Origin of the sequence: Algoriphagus sp. SE2, assembly GCF_039563885.1 — a bacterium.
Lineage (GTDB): Bacteria > Bacteroidota > Bacteroidia > Cytophagales > Cyclobacteriaceae > Algoriphagus.
Genome location: NZ_JBCLWJ010000005.1, coordinates 18,498 through 44,613 on the forward strand (window position 1 = coordinate 18,498; position 26,116 = coordinate 44,613).

General features: G+C 35.5%; 24 protein-coding genes. 18 read left to right on the plus strand and 6 right to left on the minus strand.

Annotation, left to right across the window (positions count from 1 at the left end):
- The first annotated feature begins 1 nt into the window (after position 1).
- Together AAGF08_RS07665 and AAGF08_RS07670 are read left to right on the plus strand one after the other, a co-directional pair.
- Positions 2-1,228 carry a YaiO family outer membrane beta-barrel protein gene (locus tag AAGF08_RS07665; protein ID WP_343510568.1) on the plus strand — a complete coding sequence of 409 codons (1,227 nt, stop codon included), beginning with the start codon at positions 2-4 and terminating at the stop codon, positions 1,226-1,228.
- A 10-nt stretch (positions 1,229-1,238) separates the two neighbouring features.
- Positions 1,239-2,417, plus strand: coding sequence for a hypothetical protein (locus AAGF08_RS07670; RefSeq protein WP_343510569.1), 1,179 nt, complete (start codon positions 1,239-1,241; stop codon positions 2,415-2,417).
- 3 nt (positions 2,418-2,420) lie between these two features.
- Here AAGF08_RS07670 and AAGF08_RS07675 read toward each other — a convergent pair whose 3' ends face one another.
- The gene (locus tag AAGF08_RS07675; RefSeq protein WP_343510570.1) at positions 2,421-4,430 is read right to left on the minus strand and encodes an LTA synthase family protein; all 2,010 of its coding nucleotides are present in this window, start codon (positions 4,428-4,430) and stop codon (positions 2,421-2,423) included.
- 78 nt (positions 4,431-4,508) lie between these two features.
- Between AAGF08_RS07675 and AAGF08_RS07680 the strand changes: the two genes are divergently transcribed.
- From AAGF08_RS07680 to AAGF08_RS07700, 5 genes are all read left to right on the plus strand, one after another.
- The gene (locus AAGF08_RS07680) at positions 4,509-5,051 is read left to right on the plus strand and encodes a methyltransferase domain-containing protein (RefSeq protein ID WP_343510571.1); all 543 of its coding nucleotides are present in this window, start codon (positions 4,509-4,511) and stop codon (positions 5,049-5,051) included.
- A gap of 7 nt (positions 5,052-5,058) precedes the next feature.
- Positions 5,059-5,310, plus strand: a complete 252-nt coding sequence (locus tag AAGF08_RS07685; RefSeq protein ID WP_343510572.1) for a hypothetical protein — start codon at positions 5,059-5,061, stop codon at positions 5,308-5,310.
- A 36-nt stretch (positions 5,311-5,346) separates the two neighbouring features.
- Positions 5,347-5,928 (plus strand): peptide-methionine (S)-S-oxide reductase MsrA, encoded by a 582-nt coding sequence (gene msrA / locus AAGF08_RS07690; protein WP_343510573.1) that lies wholly within the window; start codon positions 5,347-5,349, stop codon positions 5,926-5,928.
- A 23-nt stretch (positions 5,929-5,951) separates the two neighbouring features.
- Entirely contained in the window at positions 5,952-7,619 is a 1,668-nt protein-coding gene (locus AAGF08_RS07695; protein ID WP_343510574.1) for a hypothetical protein, read from the plus strand.
- Positions 7,620-7,689: 70 nt separating this feature from the next.
- Positions 7,690-7,992 (plus strand): hypothetical protein, encoded by a 303-nt coding sequence (locus AAGF08_RS07700; protein WP_343510575.1) that lies wholly within the window; start codon positions 7,690-7,692, stop codon positions 7,990-7,992.
- 97 nt (positions 7,993-8,089) lie between these two features.
- Here the strand turns inward: AAGF08_RS07700 and AAGF08_RS07705 are convergent, their stop codons facing one another.
- The 3 genes from AAGF08_RS07705 to AAGF08_RS07715 all read right to left on the minus strand — a co-directional run bounded on the left by AAGF08_RS07705 (position 8,090) and on the right by AAGF08_RS07715 (position 12,629).
- On the minus strand, positions 8,090-9,547 hold the full coding sequence (locus tag AAGF08_RS07705) for an amidohydrolase (RefSeq protein ID WP_343510576.1): 1,458 nt from the start codon (positions 9,545-9,547) through the stop codon (positions 8,090-8,092).
- Positions 9,548-9,668: 121 nt separating this feature from the next.
- The gene (locus AAGF08_RS07710; protein WP_343510577.1) at positions 9,669-11,540 is read right to left on the minus strand and encodes a gamma-glutamyltransferase; all 1,872 of its coding nucleotides are present in this window, start codon (positions 11,538-11,540) and stop codon (positions 9,669-9,671) included.
- 18 nt (positions 11,541-11,558) lie between these two features.
- Entirely contained in the window at positions 11,559-12,629 is a 1,071-nt protein-coding gene (locus tag AAGF08_RS07715; RefSeq protein ID WP_343510578.1) for a carboxypeptidase-like regulatory domain-containing protein, read from the minus strand.
- 209 nt (positions 12,630-12,838) lie between these two features.
- Here AAGF08_RS07715 and AAGF08_RS07720 point away from each other — a divergent pair, with 209 nt between their 5' ends.
- Both AAGF08_RS07720 and AAGF08_RS07725 read left to right on the plus strand, forming a co-directional pair.
- Positions 12,839-14,233: a DEAD/DEAH box helicase gene (locus AAGF08_RS07720; protein WP_343510579.1), complete on the plus strand. Its 1,395-nt coding sequence runs from the start codon at positions 12,839-12,841 to the stop codon at positions 14,231-14,233.
- 134 nt (positions 14,234-14,367) lie between these two features.
- On the plus strand, positions 14,368-14,814 hold the full coding sequence (locus AAGF08_RS07725) for a DUF1572 family protein (protein ID WP_343510580.1): 447 nt from the start codon (positions 14,368-14,370) through the stop codon (positions 14,812-14,814).
- A 26-nt stretch (positions 14,815-14,840) separates the two neighbouring features.
- Here AAGF08_RS07725 and serA read toward each other — a convergent pair whose 3' ends face one another.
- Positions 14,841-16,733, minus strand: a complete 1,893-nt coding sequence (gene serA / locus AAGF08_RS07730) for a phosphoglycerate dehydrogenase (protein WP_343510581.1) — start codon at positions 16,731-16,733, stop codon at positions 14,841-14,843.
- Between the two features lie 220 nt (positions 16,734-16,953).
- On the opposite strand from serA, the gene AAGF08_RS07735 reads away from it, so the two are divergent.
- The 3 genes from AAGF08_RS07735 to AAGF08_RS07745 all read left to right on the plus strand — a co-directional run bounded on the left by AAGF08_RS07735 (position 16,954) and on the right by AAGF08_RS07745 (position 18,120).
- Positions 16,954-17,454: a DUF4920 domain-containing protein gene (locus AAGF08_RS07735; protein WP_343510582.1), complete on the plus strand. Its 501-nt coding sequence runs from the start codon at positions 16,954-16,956 to the stop codon at positions 17,452-17,454.
- A gap of 2 nt (positions 17,455-17,456) precedes the next feature.
- Positions 17,457-17,660 carry a hypothetical protein gene (locus tag AAGF08_RS07740; protein WP_343510583.1) on the plus strand — a complete coding sequence of 68 codons (204 nt, stop codon included), beginning with the start codon at positions 17,457-17,459 and terminating at the stop codon, positions 17,658-17,660.
- Positions 17,661-17,745: 85 nt separating this feature from the next.
- The gene (locus AAGF08_RS07745; protein WP_343510584.1) at positions 17,746-18,120 is read left to right on the plus strand and encodes a DUF983 domain-containing protein; all 375 of its coding nucleotides are present in this window, start codon (positions 17,746-17,748) and stop codon (positions 18,118-18,120) included.
- Here the strand turns inward: AAGF08_RS07745 and AAGF08_RS07750 are convergent.
- Positions 18,117-19,652 carry a BCCT family transporter gene (locus AAGF08_RS07750; RefSeq protein WP_343510585.1) on the minus strand — a complete coding sequence of 512 codons (1,536 nt, stop codon included), beginning with the start codon at positions 19,650-19,652 and terminating at the stop codon, positions 18,117-18,119. The two genes, AAGF08_RS07745 and AAGF08_RS07750, sit on opposite strands and share 4 nt — an antisense overlap.
- Before the next feature lie 244 nt (positions 19,653-19,896).
- Between AAGF08_RS07750 and AAGF08_RS07755 the strand changes: the two genes are divergently transcribed.
- From AAGF08_RS07755 to AAGF08_RS07780, 6 genes are all read left to right on the plus strand, one after another.
- The gene (locus tag AAGF08_RS07755) at positions 19,897-20,574 is read left to right on the plus strand and encodes a TetR/AcrR family transcriptional regulator (protein WP_343510586.1); all 678 of its coding nucleotides are present in this window, start codon (positions 19,897-19,899) and stop codon (positions 20,572-20,574) included.
- Positions 20,567-22,270: an ATP-binding cassette domain-containing protein gene (locus AAGF08_RS07760; RefSeq protein WP_343510587.1), complete on the plus strand. Its 1,704-nt coding sequence runs from the start codon at positions 20,567-20,569 to the stop codon at positions 22,268-22,270. Before AAGF08_RS07755 ends, AAGF08_RS07760 begins: the two co-directional genes overlap by 8 nt.
- A gap of 6 nt (positions 22,271-22,276) precedes the next feature.
- Complete coding sequence (locus tag AAGF08_RS07765; RefSeq protein WP_343510588.1) at positions 22,277-23,638, plus strand: HlyD family efflux transporter periplasmic adaptor subunit; 1,362 nt, start codon at positions 22,277-22,279, stop codon at positions 23,636-23,638.
- Positions 23,635-25,023 carry a TolC family protein gene (locus AAGF08_RS07770; RefSeq protein WP_343510589.1) on the plus strand — a complete coding sequence of 463 codons (1,389 nt, stop codon included), beginning with the start codon at positions 23,635-23,637 and terminating at the stop codon, positions 25,021-25,023. The genes AAGF08_RS07765 and AAGF08_RS07770 overlap by 4 nt, the downstream gene beginning before the upstream one ends.
- 23 nt (positions 25,024-25,046) lie before the next feature.
- Entirely contained in the window at positions 25,047-25,331 is a 285-nt protein-coding gene (locus AAGF08_RS07775) for a DUF1330 domain-containing protein (RefSeq protein WP_343510590.1), read from the plus strand.
- Positions 25,332-25,447: 116 nt separating this feature from the next.
- A complete protein-coding gene (locus AAGF08_RS07780) occupies positions 25,448-26,101 on the plus strand; it encodes a hypothetical protein (protein WP_343510591.1) in 654 nt (217 codons plus the stop codon).
- The last annotated feature ends 15 nt before the right edge of the window (positions 26,102-26,116 follow it).

Consider the following 26,116-nt stretch of genomic DNA (forward strand, 5'->3'; position numbering starts at 1 on the left):
TATGAAAAAAGCAGCAATTATTTTATTTATTGGATTTGCCGCTTTTGGTAATTTGCTGGCTCAAGATTCCTTTGATCCTGATGAACTATTTTTTGAGGCAAGAGAGCTTATTTTTGATAAAAAATATCAAGAAGGAAGGGCAATAGCTTTTAGAGCATTAGAGAGATATCCTGAATATGCTGACATTCTGATTTTGGTGGGAAGAAGTTATGCCTGGGAAGGGAAAAATGATTCTGCTTCTATTTATCTAGAAAAAGCGATTGTAGCTTCTCCAACCTATGAAGATGGTTATTCAGCTTATCTTGATAACCTCATGTGGTCTGATCAATACGATCAAGCCGATACTATTCTAGCAAGAGCAAAAGATAACTTTGGTACCCCATTGCCTGATAATCTTAGATATAAAGAATCCAGATTATTGTATTATCGCGAGGATTATGCTAAAGCCTATGAAATAGCCGAAGAATTATTTGATAAAGAATATGATCAGGAAGGTTTATTGGGGTTTATTCAAAATCTTCAACGGCTAAAAAGAACCAATGCAGTTGGGGTGACTTACGATTATGATAATTTCCAGGGAGATCTTACCCCTTGGAATACATTTTCTTTTTATGGAAGAACTCGGACAAACCTTACGGGTGCTTTGATAGCTCGGGTTACTCAGGCCTATCGATTTGATTCTCAAGGAACATTATTTGAGATAGATGCATATCCTTCCCTAGGAAAAAACATGTATGCTTATATAAATTTAGGAGGTTCTGGTGCTAACTTTTTTCCAAAGCTTAGATTTGGGACGTCTATATATTACAATTTGGAGAAAGCTTGGGAAGTAGAAGCCGGCTACCGGTATTTAGGTTTTGGAGAGGCAACTCATATATATACTGGTTCACTTGGAAAATATGTTGGTAACTGGTGGCTTAATCTCCGGGCAAATGTAATTCCTGACAATCGAAAGGTCAGTACTTCTGCCAATTTTCAGGCAAGATATTATTTCAAAACCGCAGAGGACTTCTTCAGTTTACAACTGAGTTCGGGTGTTTCACCTGATGAAGAAAACAGAGATCAAACCCAGCTTTTGAATTCCTATAGAGCCAGAGTAGGGTATCAACAATTGTTGACCAGTAGATTTATGATTTACGCTTTCACTGGATATAGTAGAGATGAACTATCTACGGATATCTTTAGAAACGATCTTAATTTTACATTAGGCTTAGAGTATAGATTTTAAAAACCATCGGATGATCTCAGAAGAACTAAAAATCTTACTCAGGCGTATTTTTCCAATCGTATTGATCTTAGTTTTGGTACCATTACTGAGCTATTCAGTTTGGTTAGTTGTTCCTAAGAAAAACCTCAATATCATAGTTATTGACAAAACTGTATTAGGACCGGGACTGTTGGAGCATAGTTCTTTTTTTTGGGTTTTAGAACACCTTAAATTCACGAAAGAGAGCAAAGATTTTTATGATAAAAAGACAGACTATTTAGGTTATTACCCTGCAGGCGAAAAGTCTGAACCTGAGATCAAGGATTTGTCGAAATTAACCAATGAGAAGGTTAAGGAAATGGTTGAAAAAAACGATCTTATTTTTATTGCAGATGCGTATGGAGTGATGGCTTCCTCGAATGATCTCGCAGATAGAAATTCTTTAAGGCCAAGGATTATTTATGGAGGTCTTGATACCAAAGATATTGAACTTTTAAGAGAGGCTAAATCCCAAGAAAAAACAATAATTGCTGAGTTTAACACCATGGCTAGCCCTACAACAAAGGAAAATAGGACGGAATTTGAAAATCTGATGGGGATAAAATGGACTGGATGGATCGGTAGATATTTTGATGAGTTGGATACATTAGTAAATGATGAAATTCCAGTTTGGCTTCGGAATCAATACAAAGAACAACATGAAGGAAATTGGATGACACCAGGACCGGGACTCATTTTCATTCATGAAGATGGAGTTGTGGAAGGGATGAAATTTGAGGAGGATTATTTGAATAAAATACCGTTGATTCGTTCTCAAAAAAGAAATCCACTTGCAGAAAATTTACCTGATATTGTACCTTATCCTGATTGGTTTGACGTGGTATTGATTGAAAGAGATTATCAAGTAATTTCTTATTACGACATTAACCCTACAGCTGATGGATTGGAGAAATTAAGAAGTCTGGGACTGCCAAGGTTTTTTCCTGCAGCAGTTGCAAAACCCAATGGAATAGGGAACTTATATTATTTTGCAGGAGATTTTTCAGACCTCCGATCTGACCTTGGATCTTCTAGATTTTCTGGGTTACCTTTTTTATGGAAAGGTCTTCATCTGGTGACTGATTATACTGATAGAGAAAGTTTCTTTTGGAATTATTATTATCCTTTGACTTCTAAAATTCTAGAAAGAGCTTATTCTGAAAAAAGGTAAAAACTACTCTTGTCCCTCAGGTAAAAGTTTGGAAGTCTGAATTACATAATTGTTTCTATTCTTAAACTCTTCAAACTCTCCAATCAATCGTGTCAGATTTTCGGTATCATTAATCGGGTCTATGTTCAGTCTATCACTGATCAAAAACAATTGTCCGTCGGAAAGAAAAAACTCTTCATTTATATAGTCAACCAATTGGTTTTTATTCCTCATAAGAGGCATAGCAAGCTTTGATTGGAAAACTTGTGCAGTATCAAATACTTGTCCCAACCATACTACTTCTTCAGGTTGATCCAAACCGACTTGTTTATCTAAGAATGAAAGTAGAGAAGGAGTGACCTCAAAATGTGATGTCAATCCTTTGAAATGAGTTCTTCTTTTTAGCTTAGGAGAATAAATTATCAATGGGACATGAAATCTATCTAGCCTTGAGGACATAGGGACTTCAGGTAAACGATGGTCTCCAGTTATTACAAAAATGGTGTTCTCAAACTCCGTCCTTTTACTATACTCATTCATGAATTCCTTAATAGCTTCATCTACATAAAGAATAGTCATGTAAATGTCCTCGTATGATAAATAATCTTGAACCTTACTTTCAGAAAAATTTAAATTATTTTCTAAGTGATTCAGCAATTTTGGTTTAAATATTTCTGGGTTGGGAACAATATATGGATCGTGAGAAGTCTGTGTTTGGAAAATTCTGATCTGAGGTAAAGAATCAGATTCAGGAAGTTTATCCAAGCCATTAGAAAACATAGCTTTATCTGGATATCCCCAAGAAAATCCAGTAGAGGATGGAGTCTTTTGATATTGTGGACCATAATCACGTTGATCTACAATAAGGTCTACACCTTGATAGACTAAAAAATCTCCCTCATTGTCGAAGTTTTTATCCGAACCTATAAAGAAATCAATGGTATAATTATTTTTCTTCAAAATACTTAAGAATGAATCGTGATTTGGAAATTCCGTGGCAAATTCAAGAAATCCATTTTGACCAAAAGGCAGTCCAGCAAAAATCCCAGGCAAAATTCCAAAAGTTCTTCCTGTTGATGAAATGGCATTATCCCAGACCAAACTATAATTTGACAAGGAATCTAAATAAGGGGTAAAACTGCCCAAATAAGCATTTTCTCCTGAATAAGCTCTTCCAAGACTTTCTGCAAAAATGAAAACGATATCTGGCTTGGAAGTTAGGCTGTCAAAAAATGGGCTTAGCACGTCTGGATACTCCGCAGTGTGCATAAATGGGTAATTGTTATCCGTGAAGGTCTTTTTGACAGTTAGATTTTTTCCAGATGGTCGCAAGTAAAAGTCAAAATAATAATCGTCTGAAAACATGAAATAGTTAAATGACTGCTGCACCAAGAAATTGGTTTTATTTTGCTCTACATTAAATCTGTTTTCATTTACACTATCAGATTCAGAGACGGGAAAATAGACAAAAGCCAACAATAAAATAACTCCAAAACCAGTCATCCAAAGATAGGTTTTCAGACTTAAGTTAATCCGGTTAGCAGCAAACCAAAGGATAAATCCTATTACTACCAGTGAAGCAATACTTAGGATTAAAGTAAGTGGAGTTAATACTCCAGAACTGCTGACAGTAATAATTAAGTCGTCATAACTGTAAGCAAAAATATCACTTCCTAAAGGCTGCAGGGTCCGGACAAAATAAAATATCAGTGAAATCTGTAAGGAAATTGCAACCAGGAAAATTAAATCAAGGGTGATTTTAGAAATCTTTATTGAAAGGAGACTAATTATAAGATAAATGATCATTACTAATCCAAAAAAATAGAGTAACCAATTTAAATCTCTGATAAAACTCTTTAAAGCGACATCTCTGAAAGAAAAACTTAATACGTGTTGATCGAATACTAGGTATAGTTCAAGAAATCGAAAGAGAATTACTATTCCACTAAAAATGAGGGCCATCCCCCAGAAATTTCCAAGTATTGTTTTTAATTTATAAGGTAAAGTAGACCTAATTTCAGCTTTCTGAGCCATATTTGATCAATAACTTTTTGGGTTAAGACTCAAAAGATAGGGCAAAATCGGGTATCTTCACCTTCTCAAATTAAATTTATGGGTAAATCAGATCTCTTATTTGAGCTTTACAGTAACTTGAGTACTACTGGCGCTCTTACTTTCAGTTCAAAATCATTAGTCAATAAGATGCTTTCTTTTTCCGACTTATCAAATGCAAAACTGATAGTCGAAATGGGAGGGGGAGATGGAAGCATTACACAGGGTATTGTGGATAGATTAGCTCCTGATGCTGAACTTTTGGTTTTTGAGATAAGTACGTCTTTTTGTGAAGCGATGGAAAAGCAGTTTCCTCAAGAAAATGTTAAAATCATCAATGATTCTGCTGAAAATATTCATTTGTACCTTGAAGGGAAAAAAGTAGATTATATTTTCTCCTCACTTCCATTTAGTTTTATTTCTCCTGAAATCAGGGATGAAATTCTAAGGCAAAGTAGTTCGGCTCTAAATAGCAGTGGTTACTTTATCCAAATTTGCTATTCCTATCTATTGAAAAACTTATTCAAAAAGCATTTTAAGTCTGTGAGTTCGAGCTTTACCCTAAAGAATTTGCCCCCAGCTTTTGTAATGGTTTGTAAATAAAATAATCATGGATATTCTGCAAACTGCTCTTTTGGAAATGTGCAGAAAAAGAAGAAATATTTTTTTTTATCCTGAAGATATTATTCGTGAAATGTTTCCGGAAGATTGGAGACATTTTTTACCAGAATTGGAATCCTTAATTAATTCTCTTTACAAAAGAGGTGTAATTGAGGTGGAAGAAACTTTCAACAAAAGCTTAATTTCTATTAATGAAAAGAATAGTGTCAAAATAAGATGCATTGCTAAACCTAAATCCTAACAGGACTGTTCTACCACCAATTAATAGAGAGAAAAAATGGATAATGAGTTAAAATTACCGCAAACAAAAATAACTGTACCTGAAGGTATGGAATTGATTACGTTAGGCGCAGGCTGTTTTTGGTGTACGGAAGCTGTGTTTCAGAGACTCAATGGAGTAGAATCAGTTATTTCAGGTTATTCCAATGGAATAGTAGAAAACCCAAGCTACAGAGAAATATGTTCTGGCACTACGGGGCATGCCGAAGTTGTAGAGGTTTATTTTGATCCTAAAATCATCAGTTTACATAAGATTTTGGAAATCTTTTTTGCAACTCACGATCCGACCACATTGAATAAGCAAGGAGCCGATACGGGTCCTCAATATAGATCTGCCATCTATTATGTGACGGATGATCAGAAAAAAATAATAACTGAATTAGTAAATCAACTCAACGAATCTGGGGTTTTTGGAAAGAGGATTGTAACAGAAATTGCCCCATTATTGAGTTTTTATCCAGCAGAAAACTTCCATCAGGATTATTATAATTTAAATGGATATCAACCTTATTGCCAATTTGTGATCAAGCCTAAAGTCAATAAATTGGAGAAGTTCTTTAAGGAAGAAATTAAGTCTTAGAATTAAAAAAATTTATGCTGACAATGAAGCGAACCAGGGCACAAGAATCCAGAGCTGCCATTGAGCGTATGTACATTACCATGCGCCATTTGTTTACAAGAGGCAGTTATAAACCCATGGGTATTTCTGGGGAAAGTCTTGTAAATGCGCTCATGGTATTAAGTCCAGAAATCTATGGGACCATTACAGATTCGGAAAAATTAGAATTAGATGGATTGCTTTATGTTATGGAGCGTTTGCCCCGAGGGATAGAAGAATGTAGGTATGTTCGATTGATTAGCAGGGAAGGATATGAAATATCTCATTTAGAGCCTATTATTCCTGCAAAACGAAAGCGGAACTGCTACAGACTCGATGAGCAAGTGATGTATGTAGAGATGACGCGTGGAAGATCTGATATTTATGATATATTAACTCACCTTACTTTTCTTTACATAGAGTCTCGCAAAATACTTCGTAATAGTACTGATCCAAAGGGTAAAATTTCACAGAATTGGATCATGCTAGAGGAGCTGGTTAAAAAGGAAGCAAATGGTGAGGACTTCGAAAAGGAAGCTGCTAGTGCTTATTTAAGTCATTTAATAGGCAGAACTTTCGAAGAAACAGTTTCAGCTGTTGACAAATTTGAAAAATCTGCTAATTCCAATAGTCTTTTCTCCATTGTTTATCACATGGGAAGATTAGCCTATGATGAAAATACAAAAAATCTAGATCGAGAAATTTCCTTTTCAGCAACACTCCGAGAAAGAATAGGACATCACGTATATGGTGAGATGTGGGCAAGAAGAATCAAATTGTCTTTGGATAAACACAATTTGATCAAACGGCCTATTCATGTGATTTCAGCTAATCTTCATTCTGTTTTAAATACTATTTATGCCCCTCAACTTTTGGGGGTAAAAGATTATGAATCACTTGAAAAAGTGGTTTTGGATATCAGTGTTAAGACAAAAGGCAATAAAGGAAAGGCTATTTATGATTATGCTTTAAAACATGGTTTTATAGATCTACCTGACGAGTCTGGGACGAATATTGGCACTCAAATTATAGATACAGCTTTACTTGAAAAAGATGAGTTATTGCCTGGGATCAAATTGCCTGAAGAAAGGGAAAAACGTCCAGTTTTCGTGGTTATGGATTATGCATTTGGAGAACAGGCTTATGAATGCTTTGATGAATTATTGAAACCCTTCAAAAAAGGGAAAAAAGACATACCATTGAATGTAGTGTCAACCAGCATCATGGGCAAAGCAGGAATTTTATATGGAGGAAAAGGTGATTTGATGATCCCGTCTTCACATATTTTTGAAGGTACCGCTGATAATTATCCGTTTAAAAATGAGCTGAAGAAATCTGATTTTGAAGGATTTGGATTGGGAGTTTACCAAGGATCTATGATTACTGTATTGGGTACTTCCCTTCAAAATAAGGATATCCTGACCTATTTTATGGAATCTAGTTGGCATGCAGTTGGTCTTGAAATGGAAGGTGCACATTATCAAAAAGCGATACAATCAGCTTCAAAAATCAGAAGAAGCATTCCTTCCAATGTAAAAATTCTTTATGCTTACTACGCATCAGACAACCCATTAGAAACTGGAAGTACATTAGCTTCCGGTGCATTGGGGATGGATGGAGTAAGGCCAACCTACTTAATTACTTTTAAAATATTGGAGAAGTTGTTTTCCTAAAATCTAGGCTGCTTTTTAACAGGTAGCCTTTTTATTTCGTCATTTTTCTGCGAATTAAATTGACCAACTCATGCGCAGAATAATGGTATATCTTTTATTTTTAGGCTTTTGCATTTTCCAGAGCTTTGGTGAACAAAGTGAAATTGGAAATACTGAATTTTATTGGGATCAAACAGGATGTGCTGACCCTTGGGCAAGCATGGAAGGAAATTCTGAAGAAGAATTAAAATTGGCAATTTTAGACTATTTGAAATCCGAAGGTGTGAAGAAGGCTAGGATCATTGGTTTTTCCGATGAAGCAGAACAACAGTTTTGTCTTGCATGTATCTGTACAACTGGAAGAAGGTTTCATCTGGAGGTTCCCAGTAATTAAAAAAGCAAAATACTGGAATTAGGATTTAAAGAAGCTTGAACGAAAACTGCTTCAAAAACAAAAGAGCCACTCAGTTTTGAGTGGCTCTTTTGTTTTTCTATTGAAGGTTAGAGTTGATTGGAGGGGGACCTGGAGGAACCATCCCTTTATACACATAATCTCCCAAATGCTCTTTAAAATCTGCTTTAACTGCCTCTACAAGTTCTGGATTTTGGAATAAATCTACCATCGTCATTGATAATGCTTTTGCAGCATAAGCCATTCCTTTATGACCTATAGACATCCCGCCGGCAGCTACCACTGCCCAAGAATGCCAAGGTGTCCCGTTAGGAGCAGTGGTTGCTGAAAGCCTGATTGTAGGAACAACATAACTCACATCTCCGACATCAGTACTTCCACCCATGCTATGCACAGCAGTTTCTTCCATCGGTTCAATTTTTGACACTAAACCTATCTGGGGTTTTCCTGTTGCCTCTTGAATCTTTTTTGCAAATTCCTGTTCCTCTTCTGTATAAGATATTGGTCCCAAAGTCTCCAAATTCTTCTGTAATGCTGCAGATCCAGTTCTATTGACCAAAACTTCATGAATACCTGAAATCAAATTCACTTCGTAATCCACATTCGCCATGATGGCTGCTCCTTCTGCCATTTTCATAACTTGTTCATAAACCGGCATCAAACCGTCACGGCTGCTATCTCTGACTCGAACCCAAATTCTGCTGTAATCAGGGACAACATTGACCACTTGACCAGCATCCTGAATATGATAATGGATTCTCACCGTAGGTTTGATATGCTCTCTATAATAATTTATACCAGTAGTATAGAGCTCCAAAGCATCAGAAGCGGATCTGCCGTTCCAAGGGTCAGCAGCCGCATGAGCTGCCTGCCCTTTGAATTCCACTTGAAAATCGACTAAAGCTAGACCTTTTTGTACTGCGGCCTTAGTTTCTGCCGCAGGATGCCAATCCATTACTACATCCACATCCTCAAACAAACCTGCTCGGATCATCCAAAGTTTACCAAAGAACTTCTCTTCTGCAGGGGTGCCATAAAAACGAACTGTGCCCTGGATTTTTCCTTCTTCTATCAGATCTTTAATTGCTGCAGCAGCTCCTAAGGAGGCAACTCCAAACAAATTATGTCCGCAACCATGGCCAGGAGCATCTTCGTGTAATGGACTTTTGTAAGGCACTTTATTTTGAGAAAGTCCCGGAAGTGCATCAAACTCTCCTAAGATACCAATCACCGGGGAACCAGAACCGTACTCTGCAACGAATGCGGTTGGTATTTCGCCTACGCCTCTGGTTACTTTAAATCCTAGACTTTCAGCATAGTCTGAAAGAGCAGCTGCGGATTGGGTTTCTTGAAATGCAATTTCTTCAAATGACCAGATCTTATCACTCAATTCTGTCAGTGCTTCAAAGCGTGTATCTACAGATTGAATGACCTCTGTTTTTAAAGGGTTTGGTTTTTCTTTTTTCTGCGCCTGCAAAGGAATACTGCTCCCAATTCCAAATGCAAATAGGAGGAGGGAAGGGTAAATTTTTTTCATAGGTAGATGGTTTTTTTGTGTTTTTAAGGTAAGGAAAATTTTGATTCAAGAATTGAATGCAGGCGATAAAGGATAAAGAAAAAGCAGCCTTTCAGCTGCTTTCAATATCTTTTTTAATCTCTTACCAAGCTATTCCATAATCATCGCCATAATCACTAGATCCACCCCAGAAACTTCCATGCTTCCAGTCAAACCAAATGGCGTTTATAGGCCCTGAAGTTTTGTTCCATAGTTCAATCGAATAACCCTTGGATGCCAATTCCTTATTGATCCAATCAGGAGAATCCTTTCTCAACACAATAGCTCCAGGACGAATTTCATGGGCTCCAAAAGAACTCTGCATTTGATAAGAATTGAAATTGGCTGCTTCCGTTGCTTCTTGGATCTCCATACCAAATTCAACTACATTTAGAAATAGTTGTAACAAGTTTTGATCTTGCGAATCACCACCTTGTACTGCAAATGCAAGAAAAGGTTTTCCATCTTTCATGGCTAAACTTGGAGTAAGCGTTACCCTTGGTCTTTTACCAGGTTCGGGTAAATTATATGGGTTCAAATTCTCATCTAAAACAAAGCTCTGCATACGCTGTGAAAGTCCAACACCAGAATTACCAGCCACTACAGCAGGAATCCAACCACCGCTAGGAGTAACTGAAACAACCCATCCTTCCGCATCAGCAGTTTCTACAGAAGTAGTACCACTTTGGAAGTCAGCGATAAACTGCTGATCCAGCTTGCTGTTTAATTCTTCTGGAGAAAGCATTGCCATTGCCTGCTGATTTTTCTTCAATAGATCTATGTAAGGGTTTGTTTCACCTTGGAAAGGATAAGGGTCACCAGCTCCTATTTTAGGATCATTTGATTCACCAATCAGTTTTGCGCGCTCCTTCGCGTATTCTTTGGATAGCAAGCCTTTCATTGGAGAATTTACAAATGCAGGATCTCCATAATAAAAATCTCTATCTGCAAAAGCTAGATTCATCGCCTGATAAACCGTATGAATGTAGTTAGCAGAATTATAGCCCATGGACTTTAAATCAAAATTTTCTAAAATATTTAAAGACTGAAGTAAAGCGGGTCCCTGTGTCCATTCCTGCAACTTATATACATCAATTCCCTTGTAGTTTACATGAAGAGGCTCTTCAATTTTCACTTTCCAGTTAGCCAAATCAGCTTCTGTAAATAAGCCACCTTGTTCACGGGTTCCTCTTACAATCTCCTTAGCAATATCACCTTTGTAAAACCTATCATAAGCAGCATAGATGGCTTCTTTTCTTGATTTACCAGCTGCTAAAGCTTCTTTTTCAGTTTCCACTAATTTCGATAAGGTTTTATATAAATCTTCCTGAACAAAAATTTCTCCTGGTGATGGAGCTTCTCTTTCTTCTCCTAAGTGTGGAAGGAAAATTTTCTTAGAATAAGGCCATTGTTTGATTCTTGCTTTTTGAGCCTCCATTGCATTGGCAGTTTGGGCTTCGATTGGATATCCCATCGCTAATTCCATAGATGGTTTCAATACCTGCTCTAAACTCATGGTTCCAAACTCCGCAAGCATAGTCATTATACCACCGGGTGTTCCAGGAGTTGTCGCTGCCAAAGGTCCATATTGAGGAGGATAATCCATTCCTTGGGATTTATAGAATTCTACAGTTGCACCCGTAGGGGCATAGCCTAATGCATTAATTGCTATGACTTTTTTAGTATTTGGATTATAGATTAAAGCCTGGGTTTCCCCACCCCAAGAGAGCACATCCCACATCGTGGAAGTAGCTGCAATCATGGCACAGGCAGCATCTACGGCATTTCCTCCTTGCTGAAAAATTGCTGCTCCAGCAGTGGCTCCTAAAGGTTTACCGGTAATCGCTACCCAGTTTTTGCCGTGTAGAATAGGCTTATTATTTGGTGTAGTTCCAGCTCCTAATCCGGGTAGACCTTGAGCATGAAGATTCCAAGTTAAAAGAAGTGTGAAGATTAATAAGTAAAACTTTTTCATGTTAATAGATTGAGTGTTTTAGTTCGTTCCATCAAGTAATTGGCTCATTATTGGCCTAAAACCTGGAAATTGAGAGTTGTAGTGCGTAAATAATTGAAATAGCCCACTCGGGTCTTTTAGATCAATACCATTTTTTTCTGCGTAATCAGACATTTCTTTAGCCTGATCTCCAAAAACTGCAAAGATCTTTTTCCTTCCTCTTGGGACTTCATAAATATCTTTACCTCTTAGAAAGTAGTAAATATTCCTTTTTATGATTTGATCATTTCTATTTCCTACCATGAGGGCGGTATTATAATTCGATTCTTTAAATACTGCCATCGTTCTTCTCATAAGCGGTAATTCTCCATCAACTAGAACTTCGAAGAAACCAGCTATTGGCGAACCTTCATCTTTGAAATCCATTCCGTTTACAAAATATCTAGGAACTTTATAGGTGGAATCAACAAAAACAAAGTTTTGGATTCTCAATCCGGGCATTACCGAAACCAAATTATTTTCAGGTTCCATTAATTCGAACATATTTGAGACAATATTGTATCGTACTCTAAACCCCTCTAATAATTGTTGATCTCTATATAATAGGAGTGAGGCCGAATTCCATTTGGTATCTAAAAAATAATTTCCTTCAAGTTTTTTCGGTTCTGGAGGGATCCCGTAAACTGCATTGCCCCCGATCATATTAGGTCGATCATTGAATAGGTTAGTAATATTATTGGCCCGGATGGTTTTTTGTAAAGCTGCCCCGGAGCCCTCTGCCCCATATTTAACTAAAAAAAGATCTCCTAAATCCAGATCTTTACTTAGCCTGACTATTTGCTCATATTGATTATATCCAGGCATATTCAAAGCCAAGGTGTATTTATCCTCCAAAACTTTTTCTAATGTGAAATTGCCACCACTGCTGGAAACCACTCCATATGCGGTTCCTCTCAAAGTAACATTTACACCATCGATGTATTCTTTCGTATCAGCATCTAGAATTCTCCCTTTAATTTGAAATGTTTGCCCAGCAAGAGGAAAGCAGTAAAAAGAACCTACTGAAATCAGGAAGATCAATAGAATCATTTTTTTTTTGAAATCCTTCATAGTTGGTCTTTTGTATGTTTCAATAGAAATATAACTTAAAATGATGTAACGATTCCAGTTTATTACTAGATACTATTTATTAATGTGATAATATGGATAGTAATTCAGCTAAAATTTATATTTTATGTTTATCCTTAATAAAGACTTATATTTGAACTAATCGAGCTGATTGTTACCAGTTTTTTACAATTTGAAAAATACACCAACCTTTGGATTTCTCTTCATTTAATTTTGAACCTTCTTTACAAGAGGGTTTAGACGCAATGGGTTTTGATAAGCCCACTCCTATACAAGAAAAAGCAATTCCTGTAATTTTAGACAATAAAGATTTAATTGCCTGTGCTCAGACAGGAACGGGCAAAACGGCTGCTTTTATTCTCCCAGTACTCAATAAAATATCAAAATCCAGTTCTGAAAAAATCAACACATTAGTGTTGGCTCCAACTCGTGAGCTTGCTATTCAAATTGACCAGCAAGTTCAAGGATTCGCTTACTTTCTGGGCATCAGTTGTATTCCAATTTATGGAGGAGGAGATGGTATTGTATGGGAGCAGCAGAAAAAGGCCTTAGAAACAGGGGCTGAAATAGTTGTCGCAACACCAGGAAGATTAATAGCTCTTCTGGCAGGTGGTAAAATGGATTTGAGTTCCTTGCAGCACCTAATCTTAGATGAGGCTGACAGGATGATGGATATGGGCTTTTCGGATGATATTCTAAAAATTGTCAACTACTTACCAAAAGAAAGACAGACTATTCTATTTTCTGCGACAATGCCTTCAAAGATCCGTCAATTCAGTATGAAAATTCTGAAAAACCCAGAAGAGATTTCAATTGCAATGGGGAAGACTGCGGAAGGAGTAACTCAGGTAATGTATTCTGTTTATGATACTCAAAAAGAGGCTTTGGTAAAACATATTCTTTCTCAAAAATCATACGAAGCAGTCATTATTTTTGCATCTACAAAAGATAAAGTAAAAGCATTATATAAAGTTCTGAGAAAACAATTTGACGTCGAAGCTTTCCATTCGGATCTAGAACAGATAGATCGGGAAAAGATCATGTCCGCATTTAAAAATAAGGCAGTTAAAATTCTTATTGGAACTGATATTATATCCAGAGGTATTGATGTAGTTGGGATAGAATTAGTCATCAATTTTGATACTCCAAGTGATCCAGAGGATTATGTCCACAGAGTTGGAAGAACTGCAAGAGCAGATATGGAAGGAGAAGCCATTACTTTTGTTAATCCAAAAGATCAACAGAAATTTGGTAGAATTGAGAAATTAATTGGTATGAAAATCACTCAAAATCCTTTGCCAGAGGGTTTTGAAAAAGGTCCAGTATACAGTGGTGATTCCTTTAAATCAAATAGAAAATTTGATAAACCAAGGAATGAAGTTCCATCAAAGTCTTCAAAAGGGAAAAAGAAATTTCCCAAAAGACAAAAGCCACAGGATATCAATACAAAAAAAGAAAATCAAACTGAAAAACAGATAACTTCTAACTCTGAAGCAGGGAGAGTTGAATCAAGTTCAAATGAGCAGAATCCATCTTCAAAACCTTCTAGATTTGGAAATAGAAAGAATGTCATTAAACCTGAATAGAATTTGAATTGTTTTTTTAAGCTACTTCGACTAAATTGAAGTAGCTCTTTTTTTTAAATGTGTTTGCGAAAATGTAGCAAACATCCTCTTAAAATTACGACCAAAGGAAATTTTTATAACAAAAATTCAAGTAAATGTTATTGACTCAATTAATTCAACTTTTTGAACGAGATATAGACAGGCTCTACAAGGAAATAGAAGCTTACTCAGATGAAGATACCTTGTGGAAAACAGATCATAAAATAAATAATTCTGCTGGTAATCTTTGCCTCCATCTTTTAGGTAATCTCCAAGCTTTTGTTGGGCATGAATTAGGAGGTTTTAATTATGAACGAGATAGGGAATTTGAATTTGCAGGGAAAAATGTCCCTAAATCAAAACTTCTTGCAGACATTATAAATTTGAAACGGATTATGATTAGTAGTTTGGAAGGAATGGATGAATCATTGATTACAAAAAATTACCCAAAAGAAATTTTTGGGAAGCCCATGACAAATGAATTCTTTTTAATCCATCTATATGGACATTTCAATTATCATTTAGGTCAAATTAATTATCACAGAAGATTACTGAATAACTAAGAAAAAAGCCCTGTTTGGGGCTTTTATTAGTATAAAGTTCTGAATCGAATAGTACCTGGAATTGACTTTAGAGCATCAATTGCATCTGGTGAATATGCTTTATCAATATCGGTAATTACATATCCTATTTTTTCATTAGTCTTAAGATATTGACCTACGATATTAATCTCATAGTTTGCCAAAACCTGATTTATTTTTGCTAATACTCCGGGTTCATTCATGTGAATATGAATCAATCTATGTGCATCATTCAAAAATGGTAGTTGAATATTAGGGAAATTTACTGAATTATACGTGTTTCCTGTATTGACATATTCCATGATTTTTCCAGGAACAAATCGTGCGATATTTTCCTGTGCTTCCAGAGTACTTCCTCCTATATGCGGGGTCAAAATAGTATTGGGCAAACCAATTAATTCAGATACAAAAGGCTCAGAATTGTTTTTGGGTTCTTCCGGGAAAACATCTACGGCACATCCTGCCAAATGACCTGATAGAATTGCCTCTTTCAAAGCTGGTATTTCTACAACATGCCCTCGACTTAAATTAACCAAAATGGCTCCTTTTTTCATTTTGGAGATCATTTTCTTGTCAATCAAGTTTTTATTTGACTTTCTACCGTCAACATGCAAGGAAATCATATCACAGGTGCTCAAAAGCTCTCCAAGAGAATTTAATTTCGTAGCATTTCCTAAGGCAAGCCTTTCAATGACATCGTAATAAAAAACATTCATACCCATATTTTCTGCTAAGACAGAAAGTTGGGCTCCAATATTCCCATAACCCACAATACCTAGTTTTTTCCCTCTCACTTCAAAACTTCCACTTGCGGATTTATCCCATTTTCCTTGATGCATTAAAACCGTTTTATCGGTAAAATTCCGCATCAGAAAAATAATTTCGGCAATTGCCATTTCCACTACTGATCTTGTATTGCTGAAAGGCGCATTAAAAACCGCAATTCCTTTCTCTTGACAAGTCTCCAGATCAATCTGATTGGTTCCAATACAAAATGCCCCTATTGCAATGAGCCGGTTTGCATTTTCTAATACTTTCTTAGTTATATTGGTTTTGGAGCGAATTCCGATAATTGAGACATTTTTAATTTTCTCACAGAGTTCTTCTTCACTCATGGCAGAACTTATTACCTCAACATCGTATCCTTCTTCTTTAAGTAGTTCAACACCTATTTGATGGACGTTTTCTAAAAGCAATACTTTTATTCTACTTTTTGGATATGAAAATTTTGTGTTCAATTTATTGATATATAAAATTTCATCTAAACTTGGGGCGATATGATCTGCCTGACTTGTTACTTTAGGACGTGAAACGTTTTCTGTAAATGCATAAAACTTATTTGCTAAGCCAGAAGCTTTAATTTCATAGTCGGTATATCCATCCCCAATCACATAAATATCACCATCTAAATTAATCCTTTTAATCGTTTCAGCTTTTCCATTATTAAGTGAAAGCGGGTTTTCTCTATTAAAATCAATTATGTTACCCGCATCATCATAGACAAATTCATTAGCAAAAACATTCTCTTCTTTTATTCCATAATCTCCGACAATTGGGATAATAAAATCTTTAAATCCATTAGATATTATGAAAATATCTTCAGCATTTTCTTGCAAAAATTCCTTATTCCTTTCGAAGGATTTTGAAACTTTTAATTTTAATGCATTAATCAAATCAATAATTTGATTTTTGCTGGCATTAAGAATTTCGAGTCTTTGGATTAAACTATCCCTAAAAGTTACGGAACCTTCCATTCCTTTGTCGGTTATGTCCTTGATAGCTTGAAGTTTACTTTCTTTTTCAGGGTCATTTTCCAGACTTATTTCTCCCAAGATGTCTAATGCTTCCACTTGTGTGAAAGTACTATCAAAGTCAATGATGAATTTTTTGGTTTGAGGCATGAGCAGGGTCTAATTTTTATTAGGAAGTAAAATTACAGTATTGTTAAAAATATAGAAGCTTTATTGAATAAATTGTTCCTACAAGTTTTACTTCTAAAGATTTTTGCAATCTCAATAGAAAATCAAAATTAAAATTGACTTTATTTTTTAGGAATTGACGACTTAAATCTTTTAAACTACCGAGCAATGAATTATTTTTGAAATTATAAAATATGACCCCATGAATAGAATTCTATCAGTATTTTCAATTGCCAGTATCACTGTAGCTGTAGCTTGTTCTTCTCCTGTTAAAGAAAAGCAAGATCAACCTACCCAAGAAAAGGTTGCAGGAGTTTATGGCGCAGATGTAAATGAAAACAACATCACCAATATATCTGAAATGGTAAGTCTTGTTGAAGAGCAAGGAACTTTTGAAGGGAAAATAATTGGTGAGATTGATGAAGTTTGCAGTAGCAAAGGATGCTGGCTAACCATGGAGTTGCCAAACGGCAATAGCATGAGAGTTACTTTTAAAGATTATGAATTTTTTGTTCCAAAAAACTCCCAAGGATATCCTGTGATTTTGGAAGGCGTTGCTATTCTTACTGAAACAGATGTTGAGACTCAAAGACATTATGCCAAGGATGCTGGAAAACCTGTTGAAGAAATTGAAAAAATTACAGAACCAAAAAGGGAAATCACTTTTGAAGCAGTTGGTGTCAAAATAAAAGATAAAGCCTGATAATGGCAATTGCATTGGATAATTTGAGAGTTGGTCGTAATTACCTATTGATCAATCAGGGTGAAGTAAGAAAATTACAGATCATTGACAGATTAAGTGGGGATAATTTTAAAGTAAAGGACCTTGACACATTAGAGTATTATACAATATTTGAACTGCTACAATGGGGAAAAGGAAAAGATTACGATCTCGACGAAATCCGATAACGTCTTCAAAGTCTATAATCTCAATATGTGCTTCTAAATACAGAAACTGTCATTTAAGATTTTAACTTTGAGGAAAATTTAAGAAATGAGTAAAAAAAGCGGTTTTCAAGCAATTCTTGGAGCAAAATGTCCTCAATGCAGAGAAGGTAACTTATTTCCGGTTTCTCCTTTTAGTTTTAGAAAAATTTCTGCAATTAATCAAACCTGTCCAAATTGTAACGCAAATTTAAATCCTGAACCAGATTTTTACTACGGAGCGATGTATATAAGTTATGCGTTCTCCGTTGCACTGGTAATTACAGCACTCACTGCCATCAATATTTTGATAGAAAAACCTGAATTGTGGATGTATTTGACAATAGTGGTAGTCGGTAATTTGCTACTGTTTCCAGCAATGCTTCGATATTCTAAAGTCCTTTATCTGTATGGAGTAGGCAAATTAAAATATAGAGGACATTAATTTTTTAAAAAGTTAGATGGCTTTATCAAAACTCTTGTCAGGCTTAATGTAACTAAAATCAGATAGAAAAGGGCAGGAACTCCTCCAATAACAGATAAGATTCTTACCCCGTCTATACCTGAAAATAAGACCATGATCCAGGCTAAAAAAGCTATCAGAGTTCCCCATACTATTTTTAGATTCGTATCTGACTGAAAAGGGTCATTTCCTATATTCTTCATACTTAAGCTTGCCAAAGCATCTGTACTAGAATCAGCAGCAGTTACATAGGAAATGAATATTGCAAGAATAAATAATCTAGCAAAAAGCTTAAAGTAGCCCAAATCCTCAAAAACTTGATAGATAATGGATTCTGGACCAGATGTTTCATATAAGTTCTGATAGAATTCTGGTTTGAGGATTGCCAGGTCCAATGTAGTTCCTCCAAATATCCCCATCCAAACAAGACAGAATAAGGCTGGGAGAAACCAATTAAAAAGCAAAAATTCTCTTACAGTTCTTCCCAATGCTATTTTACCTAAAAACAAGGATGTTACAGGTGCCCAGGCCATCCAAATTGCAAAATTAAATATAGACCAATCATAGGTCCAAGTATTTCCTTTACCGCTTAATTGAAGACTTAAATCAATAAAGTTTTTACCATATTCTTTAAATCCCATTAAAATAGAATCTATAATTTTTGATTTCTCTCCAACGAATACAAATAGAATAGCAATCAAAAAAAAGAAGAACAGGTTGAACAACGAGAGATTTTTGATTCCTTTTTCAATCCCTGTAGAGGATGAGACGATGAAGGTCAAAAGAATAATGAGAGTGATAATTCCTGATGAAACTCCCATATTCCATTCTGGGAAAAACTTGAGAAATCCTCCTGTGAGGCTTAAGATCCCTGCTCCTAATGAACCTGCCATTCCTGTGACCAAAGAAAAGAGACTGATTCCATCAATTATATTTTCCCAGTTTTTCCTGGGCTTGGAACCTAAAATAGGCCGAGCAGCCAAACTTATACTAGGATTATTTTTTCCATGGTAGTAAAAGAGTCCGAAAGAAAGCGAAGGAATTATATAAATCGCGTAAGGAGTGAACCCCCAGTGAAAAAAGAGAGCACCTAGAGAAAAATTTGCTGCATCCTTAGATAGTGGTTCATTATTTAAAAAATCGGGAGGATATATAAAATGAGAAAGTGGTTCCGCGCTTCCCCAAAAAAGAATTCCTACAGCTATTGTGGTGCACAAGACAATTGCGAACCAACTTAGCCTATTCAATCTGGGTTTAGCATTTTGACCACCTATTCTTCTTTTTCCCAGAGGAGAGAAGAATACTATTAATCCTAAAAGGGTCATTGCAAAAGAAACCCAGCTAAAGCCCAAGCTGAAGTTGATTAGAAGAAATTCCTGAATTGATTCTAATGAACTAATAAAAAAATCAGGAATTACGAGACTAAGAAAAACAGCCAGAATAAGTAAAATGAATGGAGGCCAAAAAACCCAAAGGCGGATATTGAATTCAAAAAATGACTTCCTTTTGCTCATTAGAGTTTAAGATAATGGTTTTTTATATGGGTATAAATTAAAATCTCATATAAATGAATGCTAACAGAATATCATTTTTAAAACTTTTTGATATAGTCTTGAATTGAAAAAATGGGAGCTTTTTTATTCTAAAAAGATACTTAAAATTGGTTTTATTAACATTTTGTGAATATTACTAACAAAAATACTTGTTTTACTAAACCATTTTTAATCCTGCTCGTTAATCTTCCAAAATCTTATAATAATGGAAAGTATTCTCCGGAAATTAAAAGTGGAAGTAAATGAGCATCTTTATTTAAAAGATCCATTTAGCTCAGAACTAGGAATAGCTATAGTGCAAATAGGAGCTAAGCTTTTACTAGAGTTAGGCGTAGAAAATTTCACTTTTAAAAAACTAGCTCAAGAGATAGGCGGCACAGAGCCTGCTATTTATAGATATTTTGAAAACAAGCATAAATTCCTTCTATATCTTACGGGATGGCATTGGGCTTGGATGGAACATAATTTGGCATTTAGAACGGCGAATTTGCCTGATCCTAAGGAAAAGTTAGAACTAGCTATCAGGCTTTTAGTTGAAGGTCCGATTATTACTCATAATGATTATTTGAATCCAATTGAGATAAAAAATATTGTGGTTAATGAATCATTAAAAGGTTATTTAACCAAAAGTGTAGACCTTGAACATGAAAGTGGGATCTTTTCTCAGCTTTATGCATTTGGCGAAAGAATAGCTCAAATGATACGAGAAATTAATCCCTCTTATAAATACCCGAAAACTTTGGTTTCTACTGTTTTGGAAGCTAGTTTACTTCAATCATATAATTCAAAACACCTCCCAGGAATGACAGAATCAAGTTTGGATAAAGAAGGAAGGTTTGAATTCTTTCATCATTTGGTATTAAAAACCATCATCCATGAATAGTACAAGTTCAACAACGCCTCTAAAAAGGTTCTTTAATCTTCTTGAAGAAGAGAAGAATCAAGTATATGCGATTTATTTTTACGCCATACTAAATGGATTGGTAGCACTTTCATTGCCATTGGGAATTCAGGCAATTCTGAACTTTATTTTGGGTGGAAGGATGACCACTTCGTGGGTTCTATTAGTAATCGTCGTTGCGATAGGAGTAGCTTTCGGTGGTTTCTTACAAATCTCGCAGTTACAGATAACGGAAAAATTTCAACAAAGAATATTTTCTAAAGCAGGTTTATCCTTTGCCTACAGATTACCCCGGGTAAAAACTGAAATCTTGCATGGAGAATATGGACCTGAAATTGTCAATAGGTTTTTTGATACGGTCAACTTACAGAAGGGTATCTCAAAGCTTTTGGTAGAATTCACAACCGCAGTTCTCCAAATGATTTTTGGATTATTACTTCTTTCATTTTACCACCCTACATTTATTGTATTCGGGATCGTTTTATTCATAATACTGATTTTGATATTTTATTTTACAAGTCCCAAGGGGATGGAGACTGCTCTAAAAGAGTCGTCCTATAAATATCAGACTGCATTTTGGCTTCAGGAAATCGGTAGAACACTTAATACATTTAAATTAGTTGGTAATACCAGATTACCGATTCTTAGAGCTGATAAGCTTATTCAACGGTATGTTGATTTTAGGACAAAGCACTTTGCCGTTCTTATCCTACAATACAAAATAATGGTAGGTTTTAAGGTCCTAATCATCACAAGCCTCTTAATTGCAGGAAGTTTACTTTTAATAAATGACCAAATTAGTATTGGTCAGTTCGTTGCTGCTGAAGTAATAATTGTTCTCGTGATAAACTCTGTAGAAAAGGTGATCCTTTCTCTTGAAACTGTCTATGATACATTAGTTGCAGTAGAAAAACTTGGAGTTGTCATGGATTTGGAATTGGAAAGGAGTGAGGGTACTGATAAATTAATTGTTTCTCAACCGGAAGGCTTGAAATTGGCTATGGAAAATGTAGTGTTCCAGCCCCATGATGCAAGAAATCCTATTTTAAACGGAGCTAATTTAACTATTGCCCCAGGTAAAAAAGTTGCGGTAACTGGAAAAAGCGGAAGTGGGAAGAGTGCTCTCTTGGCATTGTTCTCAGGACTTTATGAAGATTATCAAGGTAAGGTTAAGGTTAATGATCTATCGATTGATATGATTCAACTTGAAAAGTACCGTGCTATTGTAGGAGATTGCTTAGAATTTGGTGAAATATTTCAAGGGACATTAAAGGAAAATATTCTGGTAGGGAGAGATGTGAATTCAGCACAGTTTGATTTGGTATTGGATTTAGTAGGTCTAAAAGATTATATATATCAACTACCCGATGACTTAGAAACTGAGCTTCAGCCAGAGGGGAAAGGATTGTCGAGAGCAGTAGCGCAAAGTATATTGATTGCCAGGAGCTTAGTTGGTGAGCCTAAAGCAATTATTATGGAAAATGCCTTGAGGTATGTTAATCCAGAAGTTAAACCAAAAATTACCGAATATTTAATGAGTGGTGATTGGACATTGGTGATGATTACAGATGACCCTGTAATCCTTCAAAGATCTGATGAAGTCATTGTAATGGATTCTGGTAAAGTTGGTATTCAAGGATCCTATGAAGATTATGTTAATTATACAAGAAAGAATTGATAAGCTATGCTGAACATCTCCAGCAATAAAATTAAAGACCGAATTCCTTTTAGCGGGGCTAAAAGTTTAATTATGACCTTGCCTGTAAAGGAAAGTCAAAAAAGAATTCGCCTTCTAGTCTGGTTAATAGCCATAATATTTATTTCCCTTTTTCTACCATGGACACAAAGCATCCGGTCTAAAGGATATGTAACTGCACTAAGGCCTGAGCAAAGAGCGCAAACTATTCACTCAGTCATTGCAGGTAGAATTGAAAAATGGTATGTGACAGAAGGAGCTTTCGTAAATAAGGGAGATACTATTCTAAGAATTTCTGAGATAAAAGATGAGTATTTTGATTCCATGCTTTTACCCAGAACACAGATGCAAGTAGATGCAAAAGCACTCTCTGTAGAAGCCTATAAAGAAAAAGTTGGAGCACTTCAAGCTCAATTACAAGCATTGAGAGAAAATAATGTTCTTAAAATTCAACAGGCTGAGAATAAACTCAAAATGGCAGAACTGAAAGTTCAATCTGACAGCATTAAGTTTCAACAAGCCAAAGTTAATTTTGATATTGGAAAACAACAGTTGGATAGAGCAGAGCAATTATATGCTGAAGGTCTACGATCTTTGACAGATTTAGAGTCAAGAAGGCTGAAATTCCAAGATGTCCAAGCTAAATTATTGTCTGTTGAAAATGACTATTTGATTAGTCAAAATGCGATGATTTCGGCCAGAATTGAGTTGAATACCATTGATAATGAGTTTAGAGATAAAATAGCAAAAACCCGGTCTGATATTTATACAGCTATGTCCTCCCAGTATGACGCGGAAGCAACTACGACTAAACTGGAAAATCAATACTCAAATTATGAGGCCAGGACGGGGTTTAGATATATTCTAGCTCCACAAAATGGTTATTTGGCAAAAGCTATTCAAGTAGGTATTGGAGAAACCATTAAAGAAGGAGATCAAATTTTAAATATTATTCCTTCAGATGCGGATTTGGCAGTAGAGATGTACGTACAACCGGTAGATTTACCTTTAGTGAAACTAGGTAATAAAGTGCGCTTTATTTTTGATGGTTGGCCAGCAATCGTATTCTCTGGGTGGCCTAGAATATCGAACGGTACATTTGGTGGAGTGGTAGTGGCCATTGATCAATATGCAGGTACAAACAATCAATACAGAGTATTAGTGGCTCAAGATCCAGAGGAAGAAGCTTGGCCAGAAATGTTAAGAATAGGTTCAGGTGCCGATGGAATTGCACTTCTTAATGATGTACCAGTTTGGTATGAACTCTGGAGACAATTAAATGGATTCCCTGCGGATTACTATACCCGCGATGAAAAAGAGGCTGCAGCAAAAGCAGAGAAAAAGAAATGATGAGAGTTGTAGTTTTCACCTTGCTTTTCTTCAACCTATTTGTTCATGGGTTTTCACAAGAACAGGACACCTTGAGCTATGATTCGTTTTTGGAATGGGTGGTTGAATATCACCCGATTGCTACGCAGGCTGAAATAAATTTGGTCATGGGTAATATGGAAGTCAGGACTGCAAGGGGTGGTTTTGATCCCATGATTTATGGTAATCTTGATAAGAAATCCTTTAACGAAACACTATACTACGACAAAAGAGAAGCTGGAATTTCAATTCCAACTTGGGCAGGGATTGAATTGAATGGTACATTCGAACAAAATTCAGGAAAGTACTTAAATGCTGAAGGAACAGTTCCGAGTGATGGATTATTTGCTGCTGGCGCTTCTTTGAATCTAGGTCAAGGTTTATTGATGGATCAAAGGAGGGCTTCCTTACGACAAGCACAGATTTATCAACAATCTACAGAGTCACAGAGGAGACAAATGCTCAATTCACTCTATTTACAAGCTACAGATATGTATTGGAGATGGGCACTGGCGCACACAAACCTTCGCGTACTTAGGGAAGGTGTTGAGTTAGCTGAAACTAGATATAATGCTGTAAAATCAAGCTTTAAGTTTGGAGATGTAGCCGCAATAGATACTGTTGAGGCATTCTCTCAAGTTTTAAATCGACAATATAAATTCCAAGAGGCAGAAAACACCCTTTTTAAAGTAACCCAAGAATTAAATACTTATTTATGGGATGAGGAAGGAAACCCAATTATTTTAAATGAAACAATTATCCCTGAAAGCTTAAAAATAAGTAACTTTAATATTTTAAATGAAGCCGAGCTGAGGACAATGGTTGCAAGTCATCCAGATTTACAGATTGTAGATTTTGAACTTGCCAGCTTAGATGTTGAAAGAAGACTAAAGGCTCAGCAAATTATTCCCGTTGTAAAATTAAAATACAATTTTATAACAGAGAATGTGAATGATTTTGAGGATGTTGGTTTCTTTGAAAATAATTATAAATGGGGCCTTTCAGTTTATACTCCTTTACTTTGGCGTAAGTCAAGAGGTTCTTTGGGACTTACGAAAGCAAAAATTTATTCGAAAGAAAACTCAAGGGATTTAAAAGAGATTCAACTTCGAACCAAATTAGAAAGTGAATTAAATAATTATGAAAATTTGAATCGTCAAATCCTTACATATCAGCAAAATGTAGTGAGTTTGGAAACCTTACTCAATGGCGAAATGAGAAGATTCGAAATAGGTGAGAGTAGTTTGTTTTTAGTCAACTCAAGAGAAGTATCCGTATTTAATTCCATACTTACTTTGAATGAACTAATTTCAAAAAGAAAGATAGCGTATGCAAAGTCTAGATATGCAGCGGGATTAGGATTCTAGTTTAAATTTTAAAAATATATGATATGCCAGCTTATGTTATTGTCGAAATAGATATTCATGATCCTGAGCTTTATGAAGAATATAAAAAGCTTACACCAGAATCAATTTCGGATTTTGGAGGCAAATTTGTTATTCGTGGTAATCCTGTAAAAGTTTTAGAAGGCGAGTGGAATCACGATAGATTTGTGATGTTAGAATTTAAAGACAAAGTCACTGCAGAAAATTGGTATTATTCTGAGAAATACACAAAAGCAAGAAAAATCAGATTGAAAGCCTCAAAAGCTAATTTTTTTGTTATTGAATCATAAAAAATCGTATTTTGCTTACATAAATGCAATTTAGTTTATGATTATATCTTTTTCTTTACACCAAACTTTGGAGTAAAAACAAATTAACTTATCACCCACCTTCAATCTTATTATTTATGAAAAAATCATTTTTGTCAAAAATTGGCTTATTGACTCTTGTAGGATCAGTAATATTCGCTTCTTGTTCGCCTATTATGGAAGAGCCGATGCAGTTGCAAAATCCTACAGAAGTCACTTCAGAAGTACTTTCACCGAATGAGGATATAAATGCTAGAAAGAAAGTAGCAGTAGAAAGAAATTACTTTGAACATTTTAGCAATCAACTCATACAGGTTGATGAAAATGGAATTTTTACACAAAATATCCCTGCTTATTTCCCAGGAACTGGTGAAGGCAATTCAACCCATATGGGTAAGGCTTTGACTTTCTTGAATCAATTTGCCTTTGTTTCAGAAAATGGATTAAATACGGTAGGAGCTCCCGTTACCCAATTTTATGCTTCAGAATTAGCTGAAATTGGACTAACTGATATTCCAGATGAGGTTAGTTCTATTACTACAGATGGGAATGGAAATTCAGTTTGGTTCAAAAATATCGAAAATATAGTTACACCTATTAGTGAAGATAGAAGCGTATTTATTGCAAAAGTTGAAATAATAGGTGGCACTGGAAAATTTGAAAATGCAGCAGGCGATGGTATCGTAGAAGGTTCATTTAACCCAAATACCGGTGAGGGAGAAAATACAATTAAAGGTAAAATTGTATACTAAATCAGTCTAACAAAA